This is a genomic window from Streptomyces sp. NPDC048361 (assembly GCF_040651795.1).
Classification (GTDB): Bacteria; Actinomycetota; Actinomycetes; order Streptomycetales; family Streptomycetaceae; genus Streptomyces.
Genome location: NZ_JBEZKW010000120.1, coordinates 1 through 6711 on the forward strand (window position 1 = coordinate 1; position 6711 = coordinate 6711).

Here is a 6711-nt window from a genome sequence, read left to right on the forward strand (position 1 = left end):
AACCGGTCGATCGCCTTGATCAGGCCGATCGTGCCGACCTGGATCACGTCTTCCATCTCGCCGCTGCCCCGGTTACGGAAGCGGCCGGCCGCGAACCGCACCAGCGACAGGTTCATCTCGATGAGCGTGTTGCGCGCGTACTGGTATTCAGCGGTGCCCTCTTCGAGCAACTGGAGCCGCTCGAAGAACACCTTCGACAGCTCACGGGCGTCCTTCGGCGCCACCTTCCCCGCGTCCTCGACCCACGGCAGCTCCCCCACGCCGGGGTCCATGGTCTTGGCCGCCGGCCGGTCCGTCCGCTCGCGTACCGTCGCTTGCGCCGCTGCCATGGGGACAACCTCCCTAGTCGCCAAACTTTGTCCGTCGAAGCAAGCGCCTGCCCCCGGCACACCAGAACATGCGCGCCGACCCCCAACTGGTCGAAGCGGGCGCTCCGGGACCGGCGCTCGCACGGCGCATTCGGCCCGGAACGACGGTGTGCGCGAGGCAGGACGGCTTCAGCGCGGAAGGGCGACGCAGACGTTCTTGCCGCCGTCGGCCGCCGGGGTGACGGCCACGCTCTTGGCGAGGTAGCGGACGAGGAGCCAGCCGAATCCGCCCTCGTAGCCGCGCAGATCCGGAGCGCGCTCCCGCGGCGGTACGGGGCTGGGGTCGCGGACGCTGATGCGCAGCGTGCCCGGGTCGGCGGCCAGATCCAGGGAGGTGGCTCCGCCCGCGTGACGCAGGGCGTTGGTGACGAGTTCGGAGACGATGAGCAGGACGTTCTCGATGCTCTCGTTCGACGGCCGGGGCACGAGTCCGGCGAGGAACGCGCGAGCGGTGTCGCGTGCCTGGGCGGCCGTCCCGGGCCCGGTGACGGATGGGGTGAGACCCGGCGGAGGGCCGGTACCGGTGGTGGCAGGTGGGCGAGCCATATGCGATACCCCCAGATGATCGGGCTCGTGGTCGGTGGTCGCGGTGTCCGTATGTCTCGGTTTCTGTGTACTGGGCTCCTGCCCGCAATCGCGGTGACCGAACATGTACACCCCACGTCCGGCTGCGGCCCGGCCCGGCGGCGGGCCCGTTCCGCCGCGTACGGAGTGCTCGTTACGCGGGCGTCGCCGACCCCGGGTCGGGCTGTGCCTCCGCGGCCTTGGCCATGTTGCGGGCCATGCCGCCGAAGACGATCGCGTGGAACGGGGAGACGCTCCACCAGTAGGCGTGGCCGAGCAGCCCGCGCGGATGGAAGATCGCCTTCTGCCGGTAGTGACTGCGTCCGTGCGCGTCGGGTTCCGTCCGCATCTCCAGCCAGGCGAGGCCCGGCAGCCGCATCTCGGCCCGCAGGCGCAGGAGCCGGCCGGGGACGACCTCTTCGACGCGCCAGAAGTCGAGCGAGTCCCCGACCCGCAGCCGGTGGGCGTCGCGGCGGCCGCGGCGCAGGCCCACCCCGCCGGCCAGTCGGTCGAGCCAGCCCCGGATCGCCCAGGCCAGCGGGAAGGAGTACCAGCCGTTCTCGCCGCCGATGCCCTCGACCACGCGCCACAGGACGGCGGGCGGCGCGTCCACCGTGCGTTCCCGCTCGTCGGTGTAGAGACTGCCGCCCGCCCAGTCCGGGTCGGTGGGCAGCGGGTCGCTGGGCGCGCCCGGCACGGAGGCGTTGGACCAGCGCGTGTCGACCTGTGCCTCGCGGACGCGCCGCAGAGCCAGTTCGAGTGCGTCGTCGAAGCTGAGCGGCGCGCCCGCCTCGTCGGGCACGTACCGCGCGATGTCGTGTTCGCGGCAGACCACTTCGTGGCGCAGGGACTCGGCGAGCGGCCGGGCGATGGCGCGGGGCACCGGAGTGACGAGGCCGATCCAGTGGCTGGAGAGCCGCGGGCTGAGCATCGGGACCGGCAGGATGAGGCGGTGGGGCAGGCCGGCGGCCTTGGCGTACCGCTCCATCATCGCGCGGTAGGTCATGATGTCGGGTCCCCCGACGTCGAAGGCCCGGTCGACCTCACGGGGCATGCGGGCGCTCGCGACGAGGTAGCGCAGCACGTCGCGGATGGCGATGGGCTGGATGCGGGTGCCGACCCAGCTGGGGGTGACCATGACCGGCAGGCGCTCGGTCAGGTAGCGCAGCATTTCGAACGAGGCGGAGCCGGAGCCGATGACGACGGCGGCGCGCAGCACGGTGGCGGGTACCGCTCCGGCCAGGAAGATATCGCCCACTTCGGCGCGCGAGCGCAGGTGCGGCGACAGGTCTCGCACCGGCACGTTCACCGGGGTGAGCCCGCCGAGGTAGACGATCCGGCGGACCCCGGCCTCGGCCGCCCCGTCGGCGAAGGTGTGGGCGGCCTCGCGGTCGGTCTTCTCGAAGCCGGACCCGGTGCCGAGCGCGTGCACCAGGTAGTACGCGATGTCGACGCCGCGCAGCGCGCCGGCCACGGATACGGGGTCGGTGACATCGCCCCGTACCACCTCGACGCGGTCGGCCCAGGGCTGGTCGCGCAGCTTCTCGGGGGAGCGCGCGAGGCAGCGCACCCGGTGTCCGGCCTTCAGGAGCTGCGGCACGAGGCGCCCGCCGATGTATCCCGTGGCCCCGGTCACCAGACACATCTGCGGCCGGCCCGCGTCGTGTTCCGTCTCGTCTCCTGAAGCCACCGGACACCCGCTTTCTGTGCTCGCGCGCCCCGGCGGTGCCCGGCTCCTGCGCCGGGCACCTGGGCACGCTGTCGACGGGGTACACGGTGGCATTCAGGGTCCGGACATCGCGGCATCCGGTGTGCCACCGGTGTTGCGCGGGCCGCGTCGGCTTCCCTGCGCCCGGCCCGCTCAGGGCACGACGACGCGCTCCACGAGGAGCCGTACGGCCGCCGCGATCGACTCGGCGTCGATCCCGGCGAGGCGCAGCTGTTCCTCGGGGCTCGCCGAGGCGGGCATGGTCTGTACGCCGAGCCGCACCAGGCGCGGCACGGGGCGGCCGTCGGCGAACGCCTCGGCCACCGCGTCGCCGATCCCGCCCTGCAGGCGGTGGTCCTCCACCGTGACGAGGCAGCCGGTCGCCTCCGCGGCTGCCTGGAGGGTCTCGGTGTCGACGGGCTTCACCGAGTAGAGGTCGATGACGCGCACGGCGATTCCCTCCCGTTCGAGGAGCTCGCCCGCGCGCAGCGCTTCGTGGACGGTGACGCCTGCGGCCACGACGGTCACCCGGTCCTGGTCGCCCGAGCGCAGCACCTTGGACCCGCCGGGCGCGAACTGCTCGTCGGGGCCGTAGATGACGGGGGCCTCGCCCCGGCCGGTGCGCAGGTAGCGCACTCCGGGCAGGTCGGCCATTGCGGCGACGAGCTGCGCCGTCTGGTTGGCGTCGCACGGGTAGAGCACCGTGCTGCCGTGCACCGAGCGGAACATCGCGAGGTCTTCGAGGCCCATCTGCGACGGGCCGTCCTGGCCGATGGAGACCCCGGCGTGCGAACCGACGAGGTTGATCCCTGCCTGGCTGACCGCGGCCATGCGTACGAAGTCGTGGGCGCGGGTCAGGAACGCGGCGAACGTCGAGGCGTAGGGGACATAGCCCCTGGTCTGGAAACCGACGGCGGCCGCGACGAGCTGCTGCTCGGCGATGTAGCACTCGAAGTACCGCTCGGGGTGGGCCTTGCCGAAGAACTCCGTACGCGTGGAGTCGCCGACCTCGCCGTCGAGGGCGACCACGTCCTCCCGCGCGGAGCCGAGCGCGGCGAGCGCCTGGCCGAACGCGTCGCGGGTGGCCACCGAGTCGCCGACGTCGAAACGCGGCAGGTCGAGGTGGCCGGTGCCGGAGTCGCGCCGGGCGGGGGCGGAGGGCGGCGAGGAGACCTCGACGCGGACGAAGCGGGGGCCGCCGAGCTCTTCGATGGCGGCGTCGGCGTCGGGCAGTGGTTTTCCATGGTGCCCTTCGCGGTCCTCGACCTCCTTGACCCCGCGGCCCTTGAGGGTGTGGGCGATGATGGCGGTGGGCTGTGACGTCGTGGCCGCTGCCTCGGAGAACGCCGCGTCCACCGCGTCGATGTCGTGGCCGTCGATCTCGATGGTGTGCCAGCCGAACGCCTTCAGCCGGCGTGCGTACGCGTCGAGGTCCCAGCCGTGCCGAGTGGGGCCGCGCTGGCCGAGCCGGTTCACGTCGACGATCAGCGTGAGGTTGTCGAGGCTCTCGTACGCCGCGTGCTCGGCGGCCTCCCAGACGGAGCCCTCCGCCATCTCGCTGTCGCCGGACAGCACCCACACCCGGTACGGGGCGTGTTCGAGCCGCTTGCCCGCGAGCGCCATGCCGACGCCGACCGGCAGGCCCTGGCCCAGCGAGCCCGTGGCGACGTCCACCCAGGGAATGCGGGGGGTGGGGTGGCCCTCCATGCGGCTGTCGCGGCGGCGGAAGGTCAGCAGCTCCTCGTCGTCGATGACACCCGCCGCCCGGTACATCGCGTACAGGAGCGGGGAGGCGTGGCCCTTGGAGAGGATGAACCGGTCGTTGCCGGGGTGCTCGGGCCGGTCGAAGTCGTAGCGCAGATGCCGGGCGAGCAGGACCGCCGCCAGGTCGGCTGCGGACATGGACGACGTGGGATGGCCGGAGTTCGCCGCGGCGGCCGCGCGCACGGCGTCCACCCTCAGCTGCTGCCCCAGGTCGGCGAGTTCCAGCGCGGCTTCGCGTTGCATGTCACTCCTTGCGTTCGACGGCCCGCGGGCGGACCGGTTGGCGGGTGCGATGGGCGGGGCCGGGGACGCGGGCCCCCGCGGTCCGGGCATGCCTTCCGCGGCCACGCGCGCCGAAGGCCACTCTCGCGCCGGGTATCCCGGTGCGCCGAGCCCAAACGGTCACATAGCACCCAACCGGAGCGCTCGTGCGGAGAGCGGACCAAACCTTCGCCACGCCCGCGGCGAATGAGCCGTGGGGCGGTCCGCGTCCAGGAGGATCGGGCCATCGGCGCGCGCCCTTCCTCCAACCCCGGCCCGATCGGGCCGAGCCCGGCCCGATCGCCCGGGCCGCGTCGCCGAAGCACATCCCCGGTCCACCCGGTCCCGGTCCCCCGCAGCCACCGATCCACCCAGCCCCAGCCCACCCCAGCCACCGGTCCACCCGCCCCCGATCCACCCCATCCCCCATCCACCCCCACCCCGAGGAGCCCGTCCCGTGTCCGTGTCCGTAGTCCTGTTCACGTCCGATCTGCGGTTGCACGACAACCCGGTGCTGTCCGCCGCGGTGCGCGAGGCCGACCGGGTCGTCCCGCTGTTCGTGGACGACGACGGGGTGCGGGCGGCCGGTTTCGACGCCCCCAACCGCCGGGCGTTCCTCGCCGACTGCCTGGCCGATCTGGACGCCGGGCTGCGCGAGCGCGGCGGGCATCTGGTGGTCCGCTCCGGCGACGTAGTGGCGGAGGTCTGTTCCGTCGTGACGTCGGTACGGGCGGAGCGCGTGCACGTCGCGGGCGGTGTGAGCCGGTACGCCGCGCGGCGCGAGGAGCGGCTGCGCACCGCGCTCGACGCGATCGGCTGCGCCCTGTCCGTGCACGACGCGGTGGTGACGGTGCTCCCGCCGGGCGATGTCACCCCGTCGGGCAACGACCACTACACGGTGTTCACCCCGTACTTCCGGCGCTGGGCCGGCTCGGGTCTGCGGGAGGTGGCCCCGACTCCGCGCACGGTCTCCGTGCCCCGGATCGCGGCCGGCACCCTGCCGCGATCCGCCACGGACGGAGTGTCGCCGGGCGTCATGGAGGGCGGCGAGACGGCGGGCAGGAAGCGGATGCGGCAGTGGCTCTCCGGCGGCGTCGCCGCGTACGAGGACGGGCATGACGATCTCGCGGGCGACGCCACGTCACGCCTCTCCCCCTTCCTCCACTTCGGCGCGCTCTCCGCGACCGAGCTGGTCCACCTGGCGCGGCGTGAGGGGTCCTCGGGCGCGGAGGCCTTCATCAGGCAGCTGGCGTGGCGGGACTTCCACCATCAGGTGCTCGCGGCCCGTCCGCGGGCGGCGGGCGAGGACTACCGTGCCCGCGGCGACCGCTGGCGCTCCGACGAGCGGGAGATCGACTCCTGGCGGCGGGGACACACCGGATACCCCCTGGTGGACGCGGCGATGCGGCAGCTCGCGCATGAGGGATGGATGCACAACCGGGGCCGCATGCTGGTGGGGAGCTTCCTCACCAAGACGCTCTACACGGACTGGCGGATCGGCGCCCGCCACTTCCTGCGGCTGCTGGTCGACGGCGACCTCGCCAACAACCAGCTCAACTGGCAGTGGGTGGCCGGAACCGGCACCGACACCCGGCCCAACCGGGTCCTCAATCCGGTGGTCCAGGGCAAGCGCTTCGATCCGGACGGCGCGTACGTACGCCGCTGGGTGCCCGAACTCGCCGACGTGGAGCGTAAGTTCATCCATGAGCCGTGGAAACTGGGCGAGGCGGACCGGGCGGCGCTCGACTACCCCGAGCCGATCGTGGACCTAGCCGAGGGCCGCGCACGCTTCGAGCAGGCGCGGGGCGCGTGACGTCATGGGGCACGTTGCGGCGTTGAGGCCGCAGGGCTCGCGCACCGTAACGCAGGTCACACGCATGGAGGTACGCGACGCGGGCATCCGGTACGTATGCCCCGTCAGGGCCAGGCCTCCCCCCGCCTGGCCCGGGCCCGGGGGCGCCCCGCGACCACCCCCCCCGACAGCGGGGGGCCGGGGCTTCTCGCCCCCCGGGGCCCGCGCGCGGCCCGGGCCCCCCCCCCCCGCAC

General features: G+C 73.3%; 5 protein-coding genes. 1 reads left to right on the forward strand and 4 read right to left on the reverse strand.

The window, feature by feature from the left end; translation table 11 throughout:
* The 4 genes from AB0D31_RS34335 to AB0D31_RS34350 all read right to left on the reverse strand — a co-directional run.
* Positions 1 to 272 (reverse strand): sigma factor (locus tag AB0D31_RS34335; protein ID WP_362730757.1); only part of this gene is annotated, 272 nt, incomplete at its 3' end.
* A 225-nt stretch (positions 273 to 497) separates the two neighbouring features.
* Positions 498 to 914 (reverse strand): ATP-binding protein, encoded by a 417-nt coding sequence (locus AB0D31_RS34340; protein ID WP_362730748.1) that lies wholly within the window; start codon positions 912 to 914, stop codon positions 498 to 500.
* A gap of 172 nt (positions 915 to 1086) precedes the next feature.
* The gene (locus tag AB0D31_RS34345) at positions 1087 to 2577 is read right to left on the reverse strand and encodes an SDR family oxidoreductase (RefSeq protein ID WP_362730760.1); all 1491 of its coding nucleotides are present in this window, start codon (positions 2575 to 2577) and stop codon (positions 1087 to 1089) included.
* Between the two features lie 216 nt (positions 2578 to 2793).
* Entirely contained in the window at positions 2794 to 4647 is a 1854-nt protein-coding gene (locus AB0D31_RS34350; RefSeq protein WP_362730751.1) for a transketolase, read from the reverse strand.
* Between the two features lie 475 nt (positions 4648 to 5122).
* Here AB0D31_RS34350 and AB0D31_RS34355 point away from each other — a divergent pair, with 475 nt between their 5' ends.
* Positions 5123 to 6478 carry a deoxyribodipyrimidine photo-lyase gene (locus AB0D31_RS34355; RefSeq protein WP_362730754.1) on the forward strand — a complete coding sequence of 452 codons (1356 nt, stop codon included), beginning with the start codon at positions 5123 to 5125 and terminating at the stop codon, positions 6476 to 6478.
* Positions 6479 to 6711: the final 233 nt, after the last annotated feature.

Bases quoted from the DNA above. Each gene is read 5' to 3' on its own strand.
- AB0D31_RS34340 (WP_362730748.1), bottom strand. From the start codon at position 914: ATGGCTCGCCCACCTGCCACCACCGGTACCGGCCCTCCGCCGGGTCTC.
- AB0D31_RS34345 (WP_362730760.1), bottom strand. From the start codon at position 2,577: ATGTGTCTGGTGACCGGGGCCACGGGATACATCGGCGGGCGCCTCGTG.
- AB0D31_RS34350 (WP_362730751.1), bottom strand. From the start codon at position 4,647: ATGCAACGCGAAGCCGCGCTGGAACTCGCCGACCTGGGGCAGCAGCTG.